Source organism: Autumnicola patrickiae (genome assembly GCF_031846525.1).
GTDB classification, from domain to species: Bacteria; Bacteroidota; Bacteroidia; order Flavobacteriales; family Flavobacteriaceae; genus Autumnicola; species Autumnicola patrickiae.
In genome coordinates, this window is record NZ_JAVRHM010000002.1 from 222,273 (window position 1) to 245,308 (window position 23,036).

Consider the following 23,036-nt stretch of genomic DNA (forward strand, 5'->3'; position numbering starts at 1 on the left):
ACAGGCATTAAAAAGACTAAAAAGTAATAACTTTGCGTAAAGAAATAAATTTAATGGCAAAAAAAGAAACGAACAACGATGAACTTATCGCTCAAATTATAAAGGGAATCGAAGAAGTAAAAGGGAATAATATTGACATCCTGGACTTAAGGGAAATCGAAAATACAGTTTGTGATTACTTTATCATCTGCAATGGTACTTCAAATACGCAGGTAAACGCCATAGTAAATTCCGTACAAAAATCAGTTAGTAAAGCTCTTAAGGATAAACCCTGGCATATTGAAGGTAGTGAAAATGCCGAATGGGTTCTTATGGACTATGTAAATGTAGTGGTTCATGTTTTTCAACGACATATAAGGGAGTTTTACGACATTGAAAGTCTTTGGGGTGATGCAAAAATTACCAGCATTGAGACTAATTATTAAAAAAATTAATCAGAAGTAAGTAAGAATGGCGAAAGAGCAACCAAAAAAGAAATTAGATCCCAAAAAGCCTAAGTTTAGTGCGTATTGGATCTATGCGGCTATAATCATTATATTTTTAGGAATACAATTCTTCTCCGGTGGCGGCTTTAATGAGCCTGCTAAAATTACACCAACGCAATTTGAAGAATACCTGAAGGATGGAGAGGTTCAGAAAGTCGTGATTGTCAATAACCAAAAGGCAAACATTTTCCTTACAGAAGAGGCAAAACAAGAAGAACAACATCAATCCAAAACCAATGAGGAAATGTTTGCTGCGGGCGAAACCCCGGCTTATACTTTTAACCTTGGTAGTTTAGAGAAGTTTCAGAACGATGTTGAAGATATTGAGGAAGAATATAATGTTTCGGCAAATGTGACTTTTGAAAGGGAAACCAACGTTTGGGGCGAAGTATTCTTTACACTGTTGCCTTTTATCCTAATTATTGGGATCTGGATTTTTATAATGCGAAAAATGAGTTCAGGTGCCGGTGGTGGCGCAGGTGGCCAGATTTTCAACATTGGTAAATCCAAGGCTAAACTGTTTGACCAGAATACCGATGTAAAAACATCATTTAAGGATGTTGCGGGACTGGAAGGGGCAAAAGAGGAAGTACAGGAAATTGTTGATTTCCTTAAACAACCAGAAAAGTATACTGCTTTAGGGGGTAAAATTCCGAAAGGTGCTTTATTAGTAGGCCCTCCCGGAACAGGTAAAACATTATTGGCAAAAGCCGTAGCAGGAGAAGCAAAGGTTCCGTTTTTCTCGCTATCGGGATCAGATTTTGTGGAAATGTTTGTAGGAGTTGGTGCCTCAAGGGTGCGTGATTTATTCAAACAGGCAAAAGAAAAATCGCCATCTATTATCTTTATTGATGAAATAGATGCCATTGGTAGAGCCCGTGGAAAAAGCAACTTTTCAGGATCTAACGACGAGCGGGAAAACACGCTTAATCAGTTATTAACTGAAATGGATGGTTTCGGCACCAACACCAATGTTATTGTGGTTGCCGCTACAAACCGTGCAGATGTTCTTGACAAGGCACTTATGCGTGCAGGCCGTTTTGACCGTCAGATTTATGTTGACCTTCCCGATTTGAATGAACGAAAAGAAATTTTCGAAGTTCATTTAAAGCCATTGAAAAAAGTTGCAGATGAGCTGGATACAGAATTCCTGGCAAAACAAACTCCTGGATTCTCTGGAGCAGATATTGCTAATGTTTGTAACGAGGCAGCACTTATTGCGGCGAGAAAAGGAAATAAGGCCGTAGGCAAACAGGATTTCCTTGATGCTGTAGATAGAATTGTTGGTGGTCTTGAGAAGAAGAACAAAATTATAACTCCAGACGAAAAAAGAGCTATTGCTTTTCACGAAGCAGGTCACGCTACCGTGAGCTGGATGTTGGAACATGCTGCTCCTCTTGTTAAAGTAACAATTGTACCCCGTGGACAGTCTCTTGGTGCAGCCTGGTATCTACCTGAAGAACGACTAATCGTTAGGCCAGAGCAGATGCTGGATGAAATGTGTGCAGCTTTAGGAGGTCGTGCAGCAGAAAAAGTAACATTTGATAAAATATCTACCGGTGCACTTAGTGATCTTGAAAAAGTAACTAAGCAGGCACGTGCAATGGTTACTATATATGGACTTAATGATGCTGTAGGAAATCTTACCTATTACGACTCTTCAGGACAAAGTGAATACAACTTCACAAAACCTTATAGTGAGCGTACTTCAGAATTAATAGATAAAGAAATTTCCGGGCTAATTGAAGAACAATATAACCGTGCAATAGACCTTCTTACAAAGAACAAAGATAAATTAACGCAACTTGCCGAAATCCTTCTGGATAAGGAAGTGATCTTTAAGGATGACCTTGAGAAAATCTTTGGAGCACGACCTTTTGCAAAAGACAGGGAAGAGCTGGCAAAAGCGACTAAACAGGTTACTCCCGAAGAGGAAATAGCTCAAGCTGATCCAGATTCCAACCAAATTGAAGGAGATACTGTTTCTAAAAGCGATTCCGTTAATAAATAGTTTGTTCTTGCATCTTTAAAAAATCTTAATTTGACCTATGGTTAGATTAAGATTTTTTACCTTTGAGAGAAATCACGTTGAGAACCACACCAAATACTTTATGAGTCTATTTAGCAGATTCCTGAACCCTAAATCGAAATCAGAAAATCAGGATAATCCTGAAAAAGCTGGTAGGGGAAAGTATATGCCTGAGGTAAAGCTGCCTACAGATGAGAGATTCATGCTTAATTTCAGGAATAACGGGGGAAAATTCCTCTATTGCGAAAGCAACGAAGAAGTTCTTGAAGCTTTTGATAATATCCTTCTGGAAAACGACTGGTACGAAAAGGATTGCTTCTGTTTTGACCAGGCACTTCAGGATAAGTTTAATAATTTTAATCTGGAGTTCAACAGATCTTCCAATGCAGCTTTTTTTCTTTCAACCTGTGAATATCTTGTCGCCAACGATGGCTCTATCCTTATCTCATCAAATCAGATAAAGGAGAGTAAACTACATGATTTGCCTGCTAATTTTATTGTTTTAGCTTCCACCAGCCAACTTATTGACACTATAGGTGAAGGGTTGCGTGGCATTAAGTTCAGAAACAAACAGCACATCCCTTCCAACATTACTACAATTAAAAATTTTGAAACACAGAAAGAAGGTGATTTTATGAGCTATGGAAGTAGCACTAAAAACCTATATTTGCTACTTCTTGAAGATCTTTAATCTATGAGGGAAGCCATAATCAGAACTATTTCAGGATTATTGTATATAGCCATTTTGGTAGCTTCAATCCTTTCTTCTGAATTTGTCTTCATTAGTTTATTTTTCCTGCTTGGGCTTGTTTGCCTTGTTGAAATGCAAAAATTGCTACACCTTAAAAGCTATGCTTTATACGCTGTCCAGGCTTTGCTGTTCTATCTTTTCAGTTATTTAAAGTTTGATCAGGATGCTACTATTCTCCTACTTTTCATTACCATCTTTGTCAACTTATTCCTGGTAAAAGACTTAATGGTCGTTAATAAAATTCCGGTTTTTGAGAAGAAGAAATATATTATCATTATCTTCTACCTTATCTCCTCATTAATTTTTCTTACTCTTATACCAACCATTGCAGGTGTCTTTATTCCTAAACTGGTAGTAGGGATATTTATTTTGATCTGGACTAATGATACCTTTGCGTTTATTGTAGGAAAGAATTTTGGCCGCAGAAAGCTTTTTGAACGTATTTCCCCTAAGAAAACTGTTGAAGGTTTCCTTGGCGGAATGATTTTTAGCTGTATCGCGAGCTATTTTATTTACGCCTATACAGAATTTCTGACTTTCCCCGTTTGGTTAGGATTAGCAATAATATTAAGTATTTTTGGTACCTTAGGAGATCTCATCCAGTCCAAATTTAAAAGACAGGCCGGAGTAAAAGACAGCGGAAATCTTATGCCGGGACACGGTGGTTTATTCGACAGGCTGGACAGTATTATTTTCGCCAGTCCCTTTGTTTATGCTTATTTATACCTATTAGATTATGTTTCATAAAGAAGGTTACAAGATAATGACTATTACTGCAATTCTTTTAATTGCAATAAATATCCTTAGTTACAGTTTAATAAATAGATATTGGATTAAATTTTCAATACTAGTAATAACAATTATACTTTTTCTGCTAATCCTCCAGTTTTTTAGAAATCCAAAGAGGAAAACGGAAATCAACAACGAAACTGTTGTTTCACCGGTAGACGGTAAAGTGGTAGTAATTGAAGAAGTTTTCGAAAAAGAATATTTTAAGGATAAAAGATTACAGGTTTCAATTTTTATGTCTCCAATCAATGTTCATGTTACACGTCATCCTGTTGGAGGAAAAGTGAAGTTTAGTAAATATCATCCGGGAAAATTTCTTGTTGCATGGCACCCCAAATCCAGCGAAGAAAATGAAAGGACTACAGTAGTTGTAGAAAATGAGACTACAGGAGAAATTCTTTACAGGCAAATTGCCGGAGCCATGGCGAAACGTATTGTGAATTATGCCGAAGAAGGACAGGAAGTTGTTCAGGGAAGTGATAGTGGGTTTATAAAATTTGGTTCCCGTGTAGACGTTTTCATGCCATTAGGTACACCATTAAATGTTGAGCTTAACCAGAAGGTAAAAGGCGGTGTAAGTGTGATTGGAAAAATTCAGTAAAATTGAATTATGCCAGAGGAAAATAATAAGAAGTTTTTAAAGGCCTATAAAATGGCGAGTGCTACAGATCAAAAGTTTCCGCCAGATGTGTTACTTCATTTCTATGCCTACTACAAACGTGCAACCTCAAAGAATGGTTTCTACCTCCCTCCAACCAGTGTTGGGGACTTGCGTTCTGCATTTAAAGTAAATGCACTGGTACAGGTAAAAGATTTAACAAAACAGGAAGCACAGGAAAAATATATAGACCTTGTAGAAGAATATATTGGCAGCATAGATTAAAGCTACACTGCCATTTAATTCTATCACCTATTTCAAGCTTTTCAGGCTTGCTTTTAAAGCTTCTATTTTGGATTCAGCATCTGCTTTCTTTGCTTTCTCAATAGCAACAACTTTTTCCGGTGCATTATTTACAAACCGCTCGTTAGAAAGTTTTTTATCTACAGATTTCAAGAAACCTTCAGTATAAGCAAGCTCCTCTTCCAGTTTCTTTATTTCAGCATCAACATCTATGGCTCCTATCACAGGAACAAAATAGTCATTAGATTTTACACGGAAGGACAAAGCGCCTTCCACCTGCTTCTCTACGTAATCCAAAGTCGACAGGTTTCCCATTTTAGAAATTACAGGATCAAAGAAGGTAGAAGTCTCTTCGTTATTTAGAACCTTAAACTCGATTTCATTCTTAAACGAAATATTCTTTTCCTTCCTTACCTTTCTAATTCCCGTAATCACTTCTGCTGCGACACTAAATTCTGAAATTAATTTCTCGTCATAAGATTTTAATTCAGGCCATTTAGCTATAATTAAAGCTTCCTGGGGAGTCCTACCTGTTATTTCCTGCCAGATTTCTTCAGAAGAAAACGGGGTAAAGGGATGTAGAATTTTCAGGTTATCTTCAAGAATGGCGATTACCTCCTTATATGTAGCAGCGTCCATTGGTTCCCCAAAAGCAGGTTTAACCATTTCCAGAAACCACGAACAGTAATCGTCCCAGATAAGTTTATAGGTTGCCATTAAGGCATCACTCATTCTATATTTATTAAAGTGATCTTCTATTTCGTGTAGCGTCTTTTGAAATTTAGCCCTGTACCAGTCAATGGCGATTTTTGAGGTCTCATCCTGTTCTTTTTCTTCAGAAACTTCCCAGCCTTTTACAAGCCTGAAGGCGTTCCATATCTTATTTGTAAAGGCACTCCCCTGCTTACAAAGATCTTCATCGAACATTAGATCATTCCCGGCAGGAGAACTTAACAACATTCCCACCCTAACGCCATCGGCACCATATTGTTCAATTAAACCCAGTGGATCAGGTGAATTTCCGAGGGATTTCGACATTTTACGGCGCTGTTTATCGCGAACGATCCCGGTTAAATAGACGTTTTTGAAGGGTCGTTCTCCGCGGTACTCGTATCCAGCCATAATCATACGCGCCACCCAGAAAAAGAGGATTTCCGGAGCAGTTACGAGATCATTTGTGGGATAATAATACTGAATTTCCTTGTTTTCCGGCTCCAGAATACCATTAAAGACACTCATTGGCCAAAGCCAGGAAGAAAACCAGGTATCCAAAGCATCCTGATCCTGTCTAAGGTCCGATAATTGCCATTTTTGACTGCCGGTCTTTTCTTTCACTTTCTCAAGTGCATCTTCAGGATTTTCAGCAACAACAAAATCTTCTTTTCCGTCACCATAATAGTAGGCGGGAATCTGCTGTCCCCACCATAACTGGCGGGAAACATTCCAGTCCCGTACATTTTCCATCCAGTGCTTATACGTGTTCAGGAATTTATCTGGTACAAGGTTTATATCATCACCAACCACTGCCTTTATTGCCGGTTCGGCAAGATCTTTCATCTTTAGAAACCATTGATCACTCAATTTTGGCTCTATAACCGCACCAGTACGTTCGCTTGTACCTACTTTATTGATATGCTCTTCAGTTTTCGCAAGAACCCCCAGCTCTTTTAATTCCGCAGTAATTTCCTTTCTTACTACGAACCTGTCTTTGCCTTCGTAGTGCATTCCGTAGGAATTTAACGTGGCATCGTCATTTAAAATATCAATAACTTCAAGATTATGCTTGTCACCCAGCATTTTATCGTTCTCATCATGCGCCGGAGTAACCTTTAGACATCCGGTACCAAATTCCAGGTCTACATATTCGTCCTCGATTATTGGAATTACCCGATTGTTGATAGGAACAATAGCTTTCTTCCCCTTAAGATGAAAAAATCGTTCGTCATTAGGATTTATACATATCGCGGTATCTCCCAGGATAGTTTCGGGCCTGGTGGTGGCAATGGTTAAAGTCTCGTCACTACCTTCAATTTTATATTTTAAGTAATAAAGACTCCCCTGCTTTTCCTGGTGGATTACTTCTTCATCAGAAAGGGTCGTCTTTGCTTCAGGGTCCCAGTTAACCATCCGGTATCCTCTGTAAATTAGACCTTTGTCATATAAATCAATAAAAACCTTTATCACTGAAGCAGACATTTTCTCATCCATCGTAAACTTCGTTCTTTCCCAGTCACAGGATGCTCCCAGCTTCTTCAGTTGTTCCAGTATTATTCCACCATGTTTATGTGTCCACTCCCAGGCGTGTTCCAGAAATTCCTCACGGGTAAGGTCATTCTTATTAATACCTTCAGCCTTAAGTTTGGCTACAACTTTAGCTTCAGTTGCAATAGAAGCATGATCTGTCCCGGGAACCCAGCAGGCATTAAAACCTTTTAAACGGGCTCGTCTCACCAAAACATCCTGAATAGTATTGTTCAGCATATGTCCCATGTGTAAAACACCGGTCACATTGGGCGGAGGAATAACGATTGTGTATGGTTCTCTCTCGTCTACTTCTGAATGAAAATAACCGTGATCCATCCAGTACTTATACCACTTATCTTCAACTTGTTTTGCATTATATTGGGAAGCAATAGCCATATTTGGTCTGATTTTTGAAATAATAGCAAAAGTAATTATAACTGAAGGATTTTAAAAGAAGTTGAATTGATTAAAATTTTGCCTGTTTTCTAATTCAGCTTATCTTTACTCTCTATCTAATCTATCTAAAACCTGAAATTATGAAAAAACTAGTAATGATTGCCATATTTGTTCTGGCAGGAGTGGGTACTGCTTTTGCCCAAACCGCCAAGATGCAGTTCAAGTCGGAAACGATTGACTATGGCGAAATAAAAAAAGGAAGTGACGGGGTTCGTGTATTCGAATTTACAAATACAGGAGACGCACCTCTCGTAATCAAGGAGGTATCATCCAGTTGTGGATGTACTATTCCTAAAAAGCCAGAAAGCCCTATTGCTCCCGGAGAAACCGGAACGATTGAAGTGAAATACGACACTAAAAGAGTAGGGCCAATTAGAAAAACAGTAACTGTATATTCTAATGCTGAAGAGACTACTAAAGCCCTTAAAATTAAAGGAAAAGTATTACCGGAAGAAGATACAGAAAGTTAAACCGGCCTTATTGATATTATTGAAATCACCTCCCAATCGGGAGGTTTTTTTGTTTTATACTGAAGAGAAACCAGCAAAGCTGTATTGGCATTTGTGACCTTAATCCCCTATATAATCTTTCCAAATCTGGAAATTCTACTATTATTTTTGCATTTTTGTATTGAATAAAAAATTGATAATTATGCCGAATATTTCACAGAAGGGTCAAAATATGCCCCAATCCCCTATTAGAAAGCTTGTTCCTTTTGCAGAAGCCGCTATACGGGAAGGAAGGATAATTTACCAGTTAAATATTGGCCAACCCGATATAAAAACGCCTAAAGTAGCCCTAGATGCTATAAAAAATAATTCTATAGAAGTCCTTTCTTATAGTCATTCCGCTGGTTTTCTTAGTTACAGGGAGAAATTGGCAAAGTATTATGAGAAACACGATATTCCTGTAAGCAGCGAAGACATTATTATTACCACAGGAGGTTCTGAAGCATTAAACTTCACTATGGGAAGCATAACAGATCCAGGAGACGAAATCATAATTCCGGAGCCGTTCTATGCCAATTATAATGCTTTCGCAGAAACTTCAGGTGTGAAGATTGTGCCAATCCAGGCTTCTTTTGAAAACAATTTTGCTTTGCCACCTGTAAGTGAATTTGAAAATCTGATTACAGAGAAAACAAAGGCTATTCTTCTTTGTAATCCTGGAAATCCAACCGGTTATCTTTATACTAAGGAAGAAATTCAGCAAATTGCAGATCTTGCTATAAAGCATGATATTTTTGTAGTTGCAGACGAGGTTTACCGCGAATTTACCTACGATGGTGTAACACATCACTCTATTATGAGCATTAAAGGACTGGAAGATCACGCCATAATGGTAGATTCGGTTTCCAAGCGATATAGTATGTGCGGTGCCAGGATTGGCTGCCTTGTCTCCAAAAATAAAGAGGTAATGGCAGCTGCAATGAAGTTCGCTCAGGCGAGGTTAAGTCCGCCAACATTTGCTCAAATAGCGAGCGAGGCCGCTCTGGACACTCCGCAGGAATATTTTGATGACGTAAATAAAGAATATACGCTTAGAAGAAACATTCTTATAGAAGGTCTGGAAAAAATTGAAGGTGTTAAAGTTGCTAAACCAAAAGGAGCATTTTATTGCATAGCGGAACTTCCCGTAGAAAATGCCGAAGATTTTGCGAAGTGGCTCCTGGAAAACTTTCAGCATAATAATGAAACGGTAATGGTTGCTCCAGCAGCTGGCTTCTACTCTACTCCGAATACGGGACTAAACCAGGTAAGAATCGCTTATGTTCTGAAAAGGGAAAACCTTGAGCGGGCAATAGACATTCTTGAAGAAGCACTTAAGCAATACAACAAGTAACATGCAGGTCTTGCATAACGCTTCCCTTAAAGGTTATAACACGTTCGGAATTGAGGTTAGGGCCAGGAAGTTTATATCTGTGACCAGTGTAGAAGATTTAAAAGAGGTACTGGCACAAACCTATGCCTCGGAACTTTTTATTCTTGGCGGTGGAAGCAATATGCTTCTTACTAAAGACATTGATAAAACTGTTCTACATATTGATCTGAAAGGAAAAGAAATTGTTTCTCAGGATGAAGATGAAGTACTTTTAAAAGCAAGCGCCGGTGAAAACTGGCACGAATTTGTTCTCTATACCCTCGAAAAAGGCTTCGGGGGATTAGAAAACTTATCTCTTATCCCTGGAAAAGTAGGAACTGCTCCTATTCAAAATATAGGGGCTTACGGTGTGGAGTTAAAAGATGTTTTTGAAGAATGCGAAGGAATTCATATTCAAACCCTCGAACAGAAAACCTTCAGTAAAGAAGCCTGTAATTTTGATTACCGGAATTCTGTTTTTAAGAATAAACTGAAGGGGCAATATATAATTACCAGTGTCACCTTCAGATTATCAAAAAAAAACCACATTCTACGGACCAGCTACGGCGCTATAAAAACCGCACTGGATAAGAAAAATATATCTTCAGCGGGAGTAAAAGATATTTCTGATGCCGTAATTGCTATAAGACAGGAAAAATTACCCGATCCAAAGATTCTGGGGAACAGCGGAAGCTTTTTTAAAAATCCTGTTATTCCGGTAAAACAATTTGAAGATCTGCAGCAAGAATATCCTGAAATGCCATCGTATCCACTTTCTGACCATGATGTAAAAATACCGGCTGGCTGGTTAATAGAAAATACCGGCTTAAAGGGATATCGGGAAGGTGACGCAGGCGTACATAAAAATCAGGCGCTTGTGCTGGTAAATTATGGAGCAGCAACAGGCATAGAAATTTTGCAATTATCACAAAAAATCCAGAGAAAAGTAGAAGAAAAATTCCAGATCCGGCTTGAACCAGAGGTCAATATTTTCTAATAAAAAAGAGGCTGCCATTACTGCCAGCCTCTGCTATTTTATAATTATGTGATGATCAGGATTTCTTTTTCATGATTACAGCATCAATAATATGTACAACCCCGTTGGAAGCATCCACATCTGCCTGAGTAATAGTTGCCATATTCCCGTTGGCATCCCGAAGAACAATATTTTCACCACTCATCATAGCAGTAATATCTTCACCTGCCATGGTGTTAAAAGTATATTCCCCATTATTACTCTGGATTTGCTGACTTAGTTCGTCTGAAGTAATTTCATCCTCAACAACGTGGTACTCTAACAGACCTGCAAGTTCATCTTGGTTTTCATTCATCATCAGACTATCCAGCTTTTCCTGACCTACCTCGCTAAAAGCTGCATCTGTTGGTGCAAAAACAGTAAAAGGCCCTCTATCTGTTCTTAATGTCTCAGATATATCAGCTTTCTTTAGCGCATTGCTTAACGTGCTTAAAGAATCCGCTTCCATAGCCTTCGCGACAATACTATTGCCTTCCAATTCCCTTTGCTCTTCATCGGCCTTTAAGGCAGCTTCTCTTTCCATTTCTGCCTGCTCAGCCTGAGCTTTCTCTTGTTCCTTCTTCTTCGTATCTTCACAAGCGGTGAAGATGAAAACTGAAAGGACAGGTATTAATATTAAATTCTTTATTTTCATATTATCATTTTTATATTTGCACCGAAGGTATCACGTAACTGTTAATTATTCAGTTAATTACAATTAAATTTTAGTTAAAGAAAGCCAAGATTGGCATAAATAATTTTTACGTTTCCCCAGACCTTTTTTTATTCTTATTTTTGCACTAGAAAAAGAAAAAGCCATGGAATTATTTATAATAAGTTTTATACTCATAGCCCTCGCTTTTGCCGGAATTGCAATTAAAATCTGGGGAAAGAAAGATGGGAAGTTTGCAGGTACCTGCGCCAGCCAAAATCCTTTCTTAAACAAAGAAGGAGAAGCTTGTAGTTATTGCGGAAAATTGCCTGACGAGATTGGTGACTGTTCTACTACCAAAAAGGCTAGTTAAACTGAATGTCAACATTTTTACTGGTTTTTTTCCTGCTTTTCGCAGCAGTTAATCTTGCCTATTTTATTAGCTTTTTTAGTTTTGCATCTGCAAAGACCAGTACGTTGGCACCTGCTGCTGCTCCGGTTTCTGTTATTATTTGTGCAAAAAACGAAGCACAAAACCTAAAAGCTTTCCTCCCTTCCATTTTAGAACAGGACCATCTCAATTATGAAGTAATCCTTATTAATGATGCGTCAATGGATGAAACCCTGGAAGTTATGGAAAATTTCCAGAAGAATGACCCGAGGATTCAAATTGTGGATGTAAAAAATATAGAAGCTTTTTGGGCAAATAAAAAATACGCTCTCACATTAGGCATAAAAAGAGCAAAAAATTCCCATTTGTTATTTACAGATGCCGACTGTGCCCCGCAGAGCAAATCCTGGATTAGTGAAATGTGCAAAAACCTTCAGCAGGAAAAATCAATTGTTCTGGGCTATGGAGGCTATTTCAAGAATAAATCTTCTTTTCTGAATAAGTTAATCAGGTTTGAAACCTTACTTACCGCTATTCAGTATTTTTCATATGCAAAAATGGGAATTCCGTATATGGGAGTTGGTAGAAACCTGGCTTATACTTCAGAACTATTTTACCAGCAAAGCGGTTTTGCCAGCCATCTCCACCTGAGATCGGGGGATGATGATCTTTTTGTAAATGAAGCTGCCAATAGCTCCAATACTGCTATTTGTGATCAACCCGCTGCTTTCACCAGAAGTGTACCTAAAGATTCCTTTAATGCCTGGATTAAACAGAAGAGGAGGCACGTTTCTACAGCAAAAAATTATCAGAAGAAACACAAGCTGCTTCTGGCATTTTTCTATTTTTCCCAGATATTGTTCTGGACGTTAACCCTAAGTCTACTCTTTACCGAAAATTGGCAAATTTCGACCTCCATTTTAGGAGTTGTACTGCTGGTAAAAGCAGTATTGTATTATAAGTCTGCAGACAGACTGGACGAAAAAGATGTAGTTTGGTTATTTCCGATTCTGGAACTATTTTTAGTCTTTGCCCAATTGGGTATCTTTATTGCTAATATTTTCTCAAAACCTACTCATTGGAAATAAAACCGGAAAAGCTTCTTATGAAAATCAGGGAAGCTAAAGGTGGTAGTCAATCCGCCTTTAATTATCTCATGGACACTTTCTGGAACGACGTTTACGGCTTTCAGCTAAAGAAAACCCGAAACGAATATGAAGCTGAAGATATAAGTATCCAGACGTTTTCAAAAGCATTCAATAAGATTGGAACCTTTGATGAAAATTACTCCTTTAGCACCTGGCTTATAGCAATTTCAAAAAATATTCATGTAGATCTTATAAGGAAAAAGAACTCTTCTATTCGTTCCCAAACCACAAATCACGATGAAGAAAAGGTTTATGCCATTGCAGATGAAACCCCTTCAATAGAAGACAAACTTATAAGCGAGCAGAACCTCGCACAATTGCTAAGGGATATTAAGCAGTTAAAGCCACATTATCAGCAGGTTATTAACCTCAGGTTTTTTCAGGAGAAATCTTACAAGGAAATTGCAGAAAATCTTGATGAACCCATGAATAATGTTAAGGTTAAATTACTGAGGGCCAGAAAACTCCTGGCAGAAATAATTAAAGACAGAAAGCCTGGGTAAGGAATCCAACTCTCCCCTGTCTAATTTATGCAGTTTCCTATAATATTGTATCTTTGAACAACAGAATTTTGCTATGAGTACAGACACTATCACACCCGTAAAACCGAAGCCGCAAGCGAAGCCAAAATGGCTGAGAGTAAAACTTCCAACAGGTAAAAAATACACCGAATTACGTAATTTGGTGGATAAGTATGATCTGCATACGATTTGCACCTCGGGAAGTTGTCCCAATATGGGCGAATGCTGGAGTGAGGGAACTGCCACTTTTATGATCCTTGGTAATGTCTGTACACGTTCCTGTGGATTTTGCGGAGTAAAAACCGGAAGACCGGATACTGTAGAATGGGACGAACCTGAAAAAGTAGCCCGTTCTATTAAACTTATGAAAATAAAGCATGCTGTAGTTACCAGCGTAGATCGAGATGACCTGAAGGATATGGGTTCCATTATTTGGGCAGAAACCGTAAAGGCAATCCGTAGGATGAACCCTGACACTACTTTAGAAACTCTTATCCCTGATTTTCAGGGTAACGAAAGAAATCTGGACCGAATTATCGAGGTTATGCCTGAAGTAGTTTCCCACAACATGGAGACCGTTAAGAGACTTACCCGTGAAGTAAGGATACAGGCGAAATACGAACGTAGTCTTAAGGTGCTTAAATATCTTAAAGATCAGGGAATCAACCGAACAAAATCGGGAATTATGCTTGGTCTTGGAGAGCAGGAAGAAGAGGTGGTACAAACCCTTCACGATCTTAGAAGCGCTGGGGTAGACGTAGTTACTATTGGGCAATATTTACAGCCCAGCAAAAAGCATCTTCCGGTAAAACAATTTATTACTCCGGACCAATTCAAGAAATATGAAGCTATAGGACTTGATCTTGGATTCCGCCACGTAGAAAGCAGCGCATTGGTTCGTTCTTCTTATAAAGCTCAGAAGCACATTAACTAACTAAGGCTTTTAAAATATTATGGCTCTACCGGCTAATATTGCCATTAACGGATTTGGAAGGATAGGGCGTAATTTTTTCCGACTGCTAATTAATCATCCCGATTTTAATGTGGTGGCAGTAAACGATGTTGCCGATGCTGAGACGCTTACTCACTTGCTCAAATACGACAGCATCCACGGCAGGTTGTCAGAAGAAGTTATAGGCAAAAATTCCACAATTACCATTAAGGATAAATCCACAGCCGTTTTGAATTACTCCCATCCCGGGCAGATTCCGTGGGATAAATATAGTGTAGATTATGTGATCGAGTGTTCAGGAAAATTTAAAACTTCCAAAGATCTCGAACAGCATTTCAAGCCAGCGGTAAAGAAAGTAATACTTTCTGTCCCTCCTGAAGATCCGGCAATTAAAATGATTGTTCTGGGAGTAAATGAACATATACTTGACGGAACAGAAAAAATTATCTCTAATGCCTCCTGCACAACAAATAATGCCGCCCCAATGCTTAAACTTATCCATGAAAATTTTATAGTGGATCAGGCATACATTACAACTGTGCATTCTTTTACCTCAGACCAAAGCCTTCATGATCAACCTCACCGCGACCTAAGGCGAAGCCGTGCTGCAACACAGTCTATTATTCCCACTACTACAGGAGCGGCGAAGGCTTTAACTAAAATTTTTCCAGACTTAAATGATGTTATTGGTGGCTGCGGAATAAGGGTGCCGGTGCCTAATGGTTCTTTAACAGATATGACATTAAATGTAAAGAAAGAAACCACTATCGGGGAGGTGAATGAAATCTTTAAAAGAGCTTCCGAAACAACCTTAAAAGGAATTTTAAGTTACACTGAAGATCCTATTGTTTCTGTTGATATCCTGGGCAATAGCGCTTCCTGCGTATTTGATTCACAAATGACTTCTGTAATTGGTGGAAAAATGGTGAAATTAATTGGTTGGTATGATAATGAAATAGGTTATTCCTACAGACTTTTGAATTTAATTACAATGATTAATGATAATTAACTATATTTAACTCCGTTAAGTTGCTACTTTACAAGCCCAAATGAAGAACTTAAGCATTTTTATTTTTCTTTCTTTTTTTTGCTCTTCGACCTTTGCCTTTCAGGGCCAGGAAGTAAAAAACGAAGAGGAAATAAGCAACCAGATCCAGGAATTATTAAGTGGTGCGGAATCTTCCATTATAGGATATAATTTCGATTCTGCCATCAGAAAATTGGACTCCTCTATCGTCCTTTCCCGCAGTATTAATCATAAAAGATATATTGCACTATCAAGTAATATTCTTGCTAACCTGCGGTACATTAAGCATGAATATGATAGCGCCAATACACATATTAAACGGGCAATAGCAATCCAGGAGGAAATTGGAGATAATATTGGGCTCGCCTATAGCTATATACAATATGCCAAGATATTAGATCTACAGAAAAAATATTCAGAAGCCCAGAAATATCTAGATCGTGCAGAAAAAATTTACGACAAAAATAATAACCAGGAGCAATTAGGTCTGGTCGCTATTAATCGAGGTGTCCTTGCGCTCCATCGTGGAAATGATTATTCAGATGCCTTAACTCATTTCAGAAATGCTGAAATTTATCTGGAGAATAGCGACAATAAGTATGAAAAAAGCCGCCTGGATTACTACAGGTCTACTGCTTACTTATTACTTGCTAATCTTGATAAAGCTGAAGAAAGTGCTAAAAAGGCACTGGATCTGGCTCATGAAAATGGTTTTGCAGGAGTAATGATAAGTGGCAACAGAAGGTTAAGCGCGATTCATGAAGCAAAGAATCAACCAGATGAAGCTCTTGCTTACTTAAGAAAGAGCATGGAGGCCCAGGATTCTATAATTTATCATTTAAATGATGTAGAACTGGGCAGGGAAGCAAGCGCTATGTATGGAAAGGACGCCCTCAAAAATACGCTAAGTGCTTTAACGCTTCAGAATGCGGAGCAGGAAAAATCGCTCAAAGTAAATAAGCTCACCACGATCTTAAGTGTAGCGCTTATAACAATCTTATCCCTGCTGACTTTATCTTTATATAAGAACAATAATCTTAGAGCACGTGCGAATGATCTTTTGCAAAAAAAGAACTCAGAACTTACCATAGCAAAGGAAAATGCTGAAAAAGCTTCCCTCGCAAAGGCACAATTTCTAAGCACGATAACTCATGAACTTCGTACTCCATTATACGCTGTTACAGGTCTTACGCATTTACTTCTGGAAGAAAGTCCTACAGAAAATCAAAAGGAACATCTTAATTCCCTCAAATTTTCAGGAGAATACCTGCTTTCACTTATTAATAATATTCTTGATTTAAACAAACTAGAGGCAAATAAGGTCGAAGTGTTACAAACGACCTTTAATTTAAAAAGACGTATTTCTGATGTACTTGTTGCTTTAAAAAATTCCGCAGACGAAAAAAACACCAGCATACATCTCAACTTTGATGATTCTATTCCAAATAAATTAAAAGGAGACCCCTTAAAAATCTCTCAAATCTTAATTAATTTAATTGGTAATTCCATCAAGTTTACTGAAAATGGTGATATTTGGATAAGTGTCTTTAAATTAAAACAGGTAGACAAAACTGTATATCTGGCTTTTGAAATTAAGGATAACGGGGAAGGAATAAGCAAAGAAAAACAAAAAGCAATTTTTGAAAACTTCACCCAGGGATCTACTCAGATAAATCGAAAATTTGGAGGAACAGGACTCGGTTTATCTATTGTAAAGAATCTTCTTACACTTCTTAATAGCGAAATTAACCTGGAAAGCGACCTTGGCAAAGGTTCTAAATTTACGTTTGAATTAAGATTTGAAGCGCTTGATAATGTAGCCATTACCCATGCGAAACCAACAAAGGAACAAGAGCCTGTTGCACTCTCAAACGATATTATGATCGATAAACGTATATTAATAGTTGAGGACAACAAGATCAATCAAATGATCACCAGGAAAATTCTTGAGAAAAATAAGGTTATTTGTGATGTGGCTGATAATGGCACAATCGCAATAGAAAAAGTTCACAATAATCATTTTGACCTCATTCTTATGGACATCCACATGCCGGGGATTAGTGGAATTGAAGCTACAATTGAAATCAGGAAGTTTAACGAGGAAATACCAATTATTGCTTTAACTGCTGTTACCTTAGATGAAAATCTGGATGAATTTTACCTGAACGGATTTAACGACATAATCCCAAAACCTTACAAAACCGAAGAATTCTTTCACAAGATCAACAGGTATCTTGCCGCCAGTGCTAAAACTCCGGTATAAAAGTTTGGCATAAGCTTTGAAAAGATTAAGCTAATCGAGTTATATTAAAGAAATATAGTTTGAATTAGCCAAAACAAAAATGAGGTGCGAAAGTACCTCATTTTGTTTTTACAAACTCTAATATCTCCCTGTGAAACTCTTCCTGATTTTTAATAAGTTTTGTCTCGATGGGTAGGTAAAATAATGTAGAGGGAGAAAGCTGCTCTTTTAGCCGCACGTAATCCTTTTCTGTAGTAAGAATCAGTCCCTCCCGAGCTAAACTTTTGATTTCATTCTCTTTGAAATGGTGATGGTCCGGAAATTTCCGATGTTGAAAATTAAGTTTTTTATCCTTCAAATAATTTACCAATGGTTTTGGATTTGCTATTCCTGTGACTAGGACAAATTCTTTCTCCTGCAAGAAATCCAGCGTGATTTCAGAATTTTCTGAAATAATTTTTTCAGCGTAAGAAATATAACTAAAGAACAGCTTCTGATTTCTATTCAAATTAAGAGCTACTCTAATTTTCTCCATCTCTGCGGCTCCAATATCCGTTGGGCATTTTGTTACTATCACGATATTTGCCCTTTTTACACCTTCTCTTGATTCCCGCAAATTTCCGGCAGGTAGCACTAAATCTGAAGAATATAAGTTGTTATAGGAAGTAAGGAGAATATTAAGTCCGGCCTGCACCTTCCGGTGTTGAAAAGCGTCGTCCAACAGAATAACTTCTGCATTTTTATTTATCAATTCTGCAATTCCACTTCTTCTGTCTGCATCTACAGCTACAATAGCATTTGGAAATTTCCTTTTGAACTGAAGTGGCTCGTCCCCCACTTCTGCCGCAGTTTCTTTGCCCGATAATTGCCAAAATCCGCTGGTCTTTCTTTTATAACCGCGCGAGAGCGTTGCAACACGATATTCTGAAATAAGGAGTTTCACGAGGTACTCGATCATCGGAGATTTTCCGGTGCCACCAGTATTCAGGTTTCCCACACAAATCACAGGAAGATCGTATTTCTCAGATTTCAGGATTTCCTGATCGTACAATTCATTCCTGGTCCGGGTAATCCCGTCGTAAAGCAGGGAAAACGGAAAGAGTAATTTTCGGAATATCGCCATGGAACCAAGGTATAATATTTATCTTTGAATCGCTTTTACTTAAGCCGATGGTAACTAAATCGGAATCCAAAAATAGGAAATTATGCTTATAAAGGAGATTATACAACATATAGAAGAGTTTGCCCCTCTAAATTATGCCGAAGATTTTGACAATGTTGGTCTACTCGTAGGCGATGTCGAAACTGAAGCTACAGGTGCTTTAATAACTCTTGACACCCTTGAAGATGTTGTAGATGAAGCAATCGACAAAAATTGTAATCTAATTATCAGCTTCCATCCAATTATTTTCTCCGGACTCAAAAAATTAAACGGAAAAAATTATGTAGAGCGGACGGTTATAAAGGCGATTCAGCATAATATAGCCATTTACGCAATCCATACCGCACTAGATAATCAGCATAAAGGTGTTAACGACATGATTGCCGAAAAGCTGAACCTTGTTAACCGCAAGATTCTAATCCCCCGTAAAAACAGCATTAAGAAGCTCACCACATTTGTTCCCAACAAAGATGCTGAAGCATTGCGAATTGCGCTTTTTGAAGCCGGAGCAGGAAGCATAGGGAATTACAATAATTGCAGTTTTAACGTGCAGGGTTTAGGCAGCTTTAAACCAAATGAAGATGCCAAGCCTACCATTGGAGAATTGGACCAACTTCATTTTGAAGAAGAAACTCAAATTGGAGTGACTTTCCCGGCTCATCTGGAATCGAAAATCCTTCAGACTTTGTTTAATAATCATCCTTATGAAGAAGTTGCACATGAGATCACCACTTTGGAAAACGCACATCAACATTTGGGAATGGGAATGATTGGCGAGCTCGAACATGAAATTTCCGAAGAAGATTTCCTCACATCTGTAAAAGAAATTTTTAATGCAGGAATAGTCCGGCATTCTCAATTGTTGGGAAAGACGATAAAAAAAGTAGCGGTCCTGGGCGGTAGCGGAAGTTTTGCTATTGAAAATGCCAGGCGTGCCGGAGCAGACATTTATATTACTGCAGATTTAAAGTACCATGACTTCTACAAGGCTGAAAAACAGCTGATTTTAGCAGATATTGGTCACTATGAAAGCGAGCAATTCACAAAAAATTTACTATATTCATTTCTTAGCAAAAAAATTCGTAATTTTGCATTTATTTTAGCAGATACAAACACCAATCCTATCAAGTATATATAACTATGGCAAAAAAAAACGATGTTACTGTAGAAGAGAAGTTAAGAGCATTGTACAATCTTCAGTTAGTCGATTCCAGAATTGACGAAATTAGAAATGTACGTGGCGAACTTCCTTTAGAAGTTGAAGATTTGGAAGACGAAGTAGCAGGATTGAACACGCGTTTGGAAAAATTAGAAGCCGATATTGAAGTAATCGAGAATGACATCAAAAGTAAGAAGAACCTTATTGATGAGTCAAAAACTTCGATGAAAAAGTATTCTGAGCAACAAAAGAACGTTAGAAATAACCGCGAATTTAATGCTCTAAGCAAGGAAGTAGAGTTTCAGGAACTGGAAATCGAACTTGCCGAGAAAAACATTAAAGAATATAAAGCTCAAATCGAACAGAAGAAAGAGGTTATCACCAAGACAACAGAGCGTGTTGAGGAAAGAAAGAAACATCTTGAACACAAGAAGAATGAGTTAGATGAGATCCTTGCTGAAACTGAGAAGGAAGAGCAGGCTCTTATTAACAAGTCTAAGGAATACGAGCAAAACATTGAAGAACGTCTTGTAAAGGCCTATAAGAGAATTAGAACCAACGTTAAAAACGGTCTTGCAATTGTACCCGTAGAGCGTGGTGCTTCAGGAGGTTCTTACTTTACCATTCCGCCGCAGGTAATTATGGAAATTGCCGGTAGAAAAAAGATTATTACAGATGAACATAGTGGGCGTATCCTGGTTGATGAAGAATTAGCTAAGGAAGAGCAGGAAAAAATGGACGGACTTTTCAATAGGTTCTAGTTCATTTCTTTAAACCCAAAATACAGAGCTGCCGAAAATTCGGCAGCTTTTTTATTTTATATCCATTGGGAACTGGGATTAACATCTGTTTTACAATATTTACGGTCTAAAAAGTTATCTTTAAAATAAAAAATTTCTGCAGTAAATTCCCCTGGGGATAGTAATACTGTGATTTTGAAAAACTAAAAAACTATGAAAAGCTTCTTAAGTTTAATTCTAATATTTTTTATGGCCTGCGGAAATCAGGCACAAAAAGAATCTGTCACAAAACCGGAAATTGCCAATGCAGAACCTATAGAAGTTACTACTGAAGATGGAATGGCACGTGCTTATTTTGCCAGCGGTTGCTTTTGGTGTGTAGAAGCAATTTACGAAAGTATTGAAGGAGTGGACGAATCAATTTCAGGTTATGCCGGAGGACATACAAAAAACCCTACGTATGAAGAAAGTAATACAGGGAGAACAGGCCATGCCGAAGCTGTAGAGGTTATTTACAATCCCGAAGAGGTTGATTTCAGGACTTTAGTAGAAGTCTATTTTGGATCCCAGGATCCTACGCAGGTAAACGGACAGGGACCGGATAGGGGATCCCAATACCGTTCTATTGTATTTTATCAAAACCAGGAACAAAAAGAAATTATTGAAGAAGTAAAATCGCAGGTAGCTCAAAATTATGAGGAGCCTATCGCTGCAGAAGTACTTCCATTTCAGAAATTTTGGGTGGCAGAAGATTATCACCAGGACTACGAACAAAATAATCCAAACAACCCTTATATTCAGAATGTTTCCATTCCCAGACTTAACAGGTTTAAAAATAAATTTCCGGAGATCCTGAAAGCTGATGCTCATTAATAACCTTCAAAAATTTTTTAGGTTTTTAAATATTATATGGCATTTTTAAGGAGAGATGATTGTGGCCTTGATTTATTCTGACTGAGCCAGGAGTTTTAAAATCTTATTTTCTACCTCCTTATCATCCCACTTACTGCCGATATTTGGCATTTCCATGACCTCATCCATAATTTTCCGTTGCTTCTCTCCTAATGCCAGAGCTTCAGCATAAGGCTTATCTGAAAAAGTGACACGGGAATACATAGGAATCCAGCTTTCAGGATGTTTTTCACCAAACCGGTTTTCAATTTTTTTCCGAAGAAGAAAATCGGGATCAGCAGTTTTGCTGCTCATTTCGATAAAATTTCTGTAGCTAAGCTCTGCAATAGCATCTGTATTTGGCTTTCTCTCATTCTGATATTCTTCAAAGATCAGCTGCCAGTTATCCTTAAATTTCTGAATCTTATCAAACAAAACTGAAATATCTTCGAAACCGGCATTCATGCCCTGTCCATAAAATGGAACAATTGCATGCGCCGAATCACCGACCAATGCTATCTTATCATTAAAAGTCCATGGAAAACATTTGATGGTTACCATCGCACTGGTAGGGTTTCTGAAGAAATCCCGCTTTAAATTAGAAATTTCATCTTTAATATCGGGAAAAAATTCACCAAAGAATTTCTCTGCCTTCTCTTTTGTAGTAATACTTTCAAAAGACACTTCTCCTTCAAAAGGCATAAAAAGTGTGCAGGTAAAACTCCCATCCTGGTTAGGCATGGCAATAAGCATAAACTTACCCCGTGGCCAAATGTGAAAAGATGCATTATCGAGTTTATGGCTGCCGTCTTCATTGGCAGGAATCCGAAGCTCTTTATATCCCACATCAATAAAATGCTGGGAATAATCAAAACGACTCTGCCGCTGCATCTTGTGACGAATGCGCGAAAACGCCCCATCTGCTCCAAAAATAAGATCAAAATTATATTCTTCCCACTCTCCTTTTTCCGATTCTCCTGTATATAATTTTGCCTCTTCCATATTAATATCCCAAACCTTTTCTTCAAAACGGAATTTCACTCCTGCGTCTTCTGCGAGGTTGATCATCTTTCGATTTAAAATGCCACGGGAAATAGAGAAAATTGCTTCACCTTCTTTTCCATATTTCTGAAAATAAAGTGGTTTATTATTTACATGCATTGCTCTCTTATCCAAAGGAAGAGCGAGTTTTCTAATTTCTGTCTCGACTCCTACTATTTCCAGAGCTTTCCAGCCTCTGTTAGACATTGCAAGATTTATAGATCTACCTGAAAATTCTACCTTTCTAACATCCGGTCGTCGATCGAAGACAGTAACCTCGTGCCCAAGCTTTTTTAGATATAGGGCCAGCAAAGATCCCACAAGTCCGGAACCGACTACTGCAATACTTTTTTGTTTCTGCATGTATAAACTTTTGTTATGCAAAGCGGTGTAGGCTGCATATCACGCTACGAAAATACTCATTTATTATGAATTGCGCCTTCCAGGTCTTAGAGAGACAATATTCTCAAAAACTCACAATCATGGCCGAAGGATAATTTTAAGTAATCATCATAAAAATCACAATGTATTTTTAAAAATGCATAAATAAGGGTTAATAACAGTAAAATCTATTAAGAAT

The 23,036-nt window shown here is 38.0% G+C and carries 22 protein-coding genes; 18 read left to right on the forward strand and 4 right to left on the reverse strand.

Annotated features, from left to right (window positions below; translation table 11 throughout):
- Nucleotides 1-53 precede the first annotated feature (53 nt).
- The 6 genes from rsfS to RM549_RS03735 all read left to right on the forward strand — a co-directional run bounded on the left by rsfS (nt 54) and on the right by RM549_RS03735 (nt 4,937).
- Nucleotides 54-425: a ribosome silencing factor gene (gene rsfS, locus RM549_RS03710; protein ID WP_311681523.1), complete on the forward strand. Its 372-nt coding sequence runs from the start codon at nt 54-56 to the stop codon at nt 423-425.
- 25 nt (nt 426-450) lie between these two features.
- Nucleotides 451-2,496 carry an ATP-dependent zinc metalloprotease FtsH gene (ftsH, locus tag RM549_RS03715; protein WP_311681525.1) on the forward strand — a complete coding sequence of 682 codons (2,046 nt, stop codon included), beginning with the start codon at nt 451-453 and terminating at the stop codon, nt 2,494-2,496.
- A 100-nt stretch (nt 2,497-2,596) separates the two neighbouring features.
- Nucleotides 2,597-3,205 carry an LUD domain-containing protein gene (locus RM549_RS03720; RefSeq protein ID WP_311681528.1) on the forward strand — a complete coding sequence of 203 codons (609 nt, stop codon included), beginning with the start codon at nt 2,597-2,599 and terminating at the stop codon, nt 3,203-3,205.
- A 66-nt stretch (nt 3,206-3,271) separates the two neighbouring features.
- Nucleotides 3,272-4,012 carry a phosphatidate cytidylyltransferase gene (locus RM549_RS03725; RefSeq protein ID WP_311681660.1) on the forward strand — a complete coding sequence of 247 codons (741 nt, stop codon included), beginning with the start codon at nt 3,272-3,274 and terminating at the stop codon, nt 4,010-4,012.
- Nucleotides 4,002-4,655 carry a phosphatidylserine decarboxylase family protein gene (locus RM549_RS03730; RefSeq protein WP_311681530.1) on the forward strand — a complete coding sequence of 218 codons (654 nt, stop codon included), beginning with the start codon at nt 4,002-4,004 and terminating at the stop codon, nt 4,653-4,655. The genes RM549_RS03725 and RM549_RS03730 overlap by 11 nt, the downstream gene beginning before the upstream one ends.
- 9 nt (nt 4,656-4,664) lie before the next feature.
- Nucleotides 4,665-4,937 (forward strand): acyl-CoA-binding protein, encoded by a 273-nt coding sequence (locus RM549_RS03735; RefSeq protein ID WP_311681532.1) that lies wholly within the window; start codon nt 4,665-4,667, stop codon nt 4,935-4,937.
- A gap of 27 nt (nt 4,938-4,964) precedes the next feature.
- Here RM549_RS03735 and RM549_RS03740 read toward each other — a convergent pair whose 3' ends face one another.
- Entirely contained in the window at nt 4,965-7,595 is a 2,631-nt protein-coding gene (locus RM549_RS03740) for a valine--tRNA ligase (RefSeq protein ID WP_311681534.1), read from the reverse strand.
- A 140-nt stretch (nt 7,596-7,735) separates the two neighbouring features.
- Here RM549_RS03740 and RM549_RS03745 point away from each other — a divergent pair, with 140 nt between their 5' ends.
- From RM549_RS03745 to murB, 3 genes are all read left to right on the forward strand, one after another.
- Complete coding sequence (locus RM549_RS03745) at nt 7,736-8,125, forward strand: DUF1573 domain-containing protein (protein WP_311681536.1); 390 nt, start codon at nt 7,736-7,738, stop codon at nt 8,123-8,125.
- 181 nt (nt 8,126-8,306) lie between these two features.
- On the forward strand, nt 8,307-9,497 hold the full coding sequence (locus RM549_RS03750; protein ID WP_311681538.1) for a pyridoxal phosphate-dependent aminotransferase: 1,191 nt from the start codon (nt 8,307-8,309) through the stop codon (nt 9,495-9,497).
- A gap of 1 nt (nt 9,498) precedes the next feature.
- Nucleotides 9,499-10,512 (forward strand): UDP-N-acetylmuramate dehydrogenase, encoded by a 1,014-nt coding sequence (gene murB, locus RM549_RS03755; RefSeq protein ID WP_311681541.1) that lies wholly within the window; start codon nt 9,499-9,501, stop codon nt 10,510-10,512.
- A 55-nt stretch (nt 10,513-10,567) separates the two neighbouring features.
- Here the strand turns inward: murB and RM549_RS03760 are convergent, their stop codons facing one another.
- Complete coding sequence (locus RM549_RS03760) at nt 10,568-11,185, reverse strand: fasciclin domain-containing protein (RefSeq protein WP_311681543.1); 618 nt, start codon at nt 11,183-11,185, stop codon at nt 10,568-10,570.
- 163 nt (nt 11,186-11,348) lie between these two features.
- Here RM549_RS03760 and RM549_RS03765 point away from each other — a divergent pair, with 163 nt between their 5' ends.
- From RM549_RS03765 to RM549_RS03790, 6 genes are all read left to right on the forward strand, one after another.
- Nucleotides 11,349-11,555 (forward strand): membrane or secreted protein, encoded by a 207-nt coding sequence (locus RM549_RS03765; protein ID WP_311681549.1) that lies wholly within the window; start codon nt 11,349-11,351, stop codon nt 11,553-11,555.
- Between the two features lie 5 nt (nt 11,556-11,560).
- A complete protein-coding gene (locus tag RM549_RS03770) occupies nt 11,561-12,661 on the forward strand; it encodes a glycosyltransferase (protein ID WP_311681554.1) in 1,101 nt (366 codons plus the stop codon).
- The gene (locus RM549_RS03775) at nt 12,652-13,224 is read left to right on the forward strand and encodes an RNA polymerase sigma factor (RefSeq protein ID WP_432264695.1); all 573 of its coding nucleotides are present in this window, start codon (nt 12,652-12,654) and stop codon (nt 13,222-13,224) included. The genes RM549_RS03770 and RM549_RS03775 overlap by 10 nt, the downstream gene beginning before the upstream one ends.
- 73 nt (nt 13,225-13,297) lie before the next feature.
- Complete coding sequence (lipA, locus tag RM549_RS03780) at nt 13,298-14,176, forward strand: lipoyl synthase (protein ID WP_311681575.1); 879 nt, start codon at nt 13,298-13,300, stop codon at nt 14,174-14,176.
- Nucleotides 14,177-14,195: 19 nt separating this feature from the next.
- Complete coding sequence (gene gap / locus RM549_RS03785; protein ID WP_311681581.1) at nt 14,196-15,203, forward strand: type I glyceraldehyde-3-phosphate dehydrogenase; 1,008 nt, start codon at nt 14,196-14,198, stop codon at nt 15,201-15,203.
- A gap of 40 nt (nt 15,204-15,243) precedes the next feature.
- Nucleotides 15,244-17,484 carry an ATP-binding protein gene (locus RM549_RS03790; RefSeq protein ID WP_311681588.1) on the forward strand — a complete coding sequence of 747 codons (2,241 nt, stop codon included), beginning with the start codon at nt 15,244-15,246 and terminating at the stop codon, nt 17,482-17,484.
- 97 nt (nt 17,485-17,581) lie between these two features.
- On the opposite strand, the gene lpxK is transcribed toward RM549_RS03790, so the two are convergent.
- The gene (lpxK, locus tag RM549_RS03795) at nt 17,582-18,586 is read right to left on the reverse strand and encodes a tetraacyldisaccharide 4'-kinase (protein WP_311681594.1); all 1,005 of its coding nucleotides are present in this window, start codon (nt 18,584-18,586) and stop codon (nt 17,582-17,584) included.
- An 82-nt stretch (nt 18,587-18,668) separates the two neighbouring features.
- Between lpxK and RM549_RS03800 the strand changes: the two genes are divergently transcribed.
- The 3 genes from RM549_RS03800 to msrA all read left to right on the forward strand — a co-directional run bounded on the left by RM549_RS03800 (nt 18,669) and on the right by msrA (nt 21,397).
- A complete protein-coding gene (locus RM549_RS03800; RefSeq protein WP_311681609.1) occupies nt 18,669-19,763 on the forward strand; it encodes a Nif3-like dinuclear metal center hexameric protein in 1,095 nt (364 codons plus the stop codon).
- A gap of 2 nt (nt 19,764-19,765) precedes the next feature.
- Nucleotides 19,766-20,545: a zinc ribbon domain-containing protein gene (locus RM549_RS03805; protein ID WP_311681618.1), complete on the forward strand. Its 780-nt coding sequence runs from the start codon at nt 19,766-19,768 to the stop codon at nt 20,543-20,545.
- A gap of 192 nt (nt 20,546-20,737) precedes the next feature.
- Nucleotides 20,738-21,397: a peptide-methionine (S)-S-oxide reductase MsrA gene (gene msrA / locus RM549_RS03810; RefSeq protein WP_311681635.1), complete on the forward strand. Its 660-nt coding sequence runs from the start codon at nt 20,738-20,740 to the stop codon at nt 21,395-21,397.
- A gap of 72 nt (nt 21,398-21,469) precedes the next feature.
- On the opposite strand, the gene RM549_RS03815 is transcribed toward msrA, so the two are convergent.
- Nucleotides 21,470-22,819, reverse strand: a complete 1,350-nt coding sequence (locus RM549_RS03815; RefSeq protein WP_311681642.1) for an FAD-dependent oxidoreductase — start codon at nt 22,817-22,819, stop codon at nt 21,470-21,472.
- Nucleotides 22,820-23,036 lie beyond the last annotated feature (217 nt).